Genomic DNA, 809 nt, shown 5'->3' with positions numbered 1-809 from the left:
GTAACCGTCCGGCCAACTCACCTTCCTGACCCCGACGCCAAAGGCGATGGTGTCCACCTAATTTAAGTGGACACCATTTCTAGCCTTTTAAGCGGGTCTTTCCATGCAGTCACAACGCCGTTCCTATTCAAAATCCTTCAAGGCCCAAGTTGTCCAAGAGTGCGCCCAGCCCGGCGCATCGATTGCCAGCGTCGCGCAGAAGCACAGCCTTAACGCGAACCTCGTACATAAATGGATTAGGGTACTCACGAACAAAACCATGGCGCTGCAACCTGCTTTCATTCCAGTGCCCTTGCCGCTAGCCGGAGGACATTCGCAGGCAGCTTCATCAAGTATCTGCATTGAAATCCAGCACCCGCGTGGCACCGTCAAAGTGAACTGGCCGACCGAAAGCGCTGTCGCCTGTGCCACCTTTCTGCGAGACCTGTTGGAATGATTCGGATCGATGCCATCTGGCTTGCCACCGAGCCTATGGACATGCGCGCCGGTACCGAGACCGCGCTGGCCAGGGTGATCGCGGTGTTCGGTGTGGCGAAGCCGCACTGCGCATACCTCTTCGCTAATCGCCGTGCCAACCGAATGAAAGTCTTGGTGCATGACGGTGTGGGCATTTGGCTGGCAGCGCGACGATTGAACCAAGGCAAGTTTCATTGGCCCGGCATCCGTCACGGATCGGAAGTCGAACTCGATAACGAGCAACTTCAAGCCTTGGTACTGGGTTTGCCGTGGCAGCGGGTCGGCGCAGGCAGCGCGATCACAGTGCTTTAGCCCCTGCCATTAGCCCATCGGTTTATCGCTGTTGACGACCT

2 protein-coding genes are annotated in these 809 nt (G+C 57.1%); both read left to right on the top strand.

What is annotated here, in order from left to right; all coding sequences use genetic code 11:
• Positions 1 to 103 precede the first annotated feature (103 nt).
• The gene (gene tnpA, locus AC07XM_RS31060) at positions 104 to 436 is read left to right on the top strand and encodes an IS66-like element accessory protein TnpA (protein WP_009684096.1); all 333 of its coding nucleotides are present in this window, start codon (positions 104 to 106) and stop codon (positions 434 to 436) included.
• Complete coding sequence (gene tnpB / locus AC07XM_RS31055; protein ID WP_009684097.1) at positions 433 to 768, top strand: IS66 family insertion sequence element accessory protein TnpB; 336 nt, start codon at positions 433 to 435, stop codon at positions 766 to 768. Before tnpA ends, tnpB begins: the two co-directional genes overlap by 4 nt.
• Positions 769 to 809: the final 41 nt, after the last annotated feature.

Source organism: Pseudomonas sp. GW460-LB5, assembly GCF_059423245.1.
Note: the sequence above shows the minus strand (reverse complement) of the source record. Positions and strands in the feature narration are given on the sequence as shown.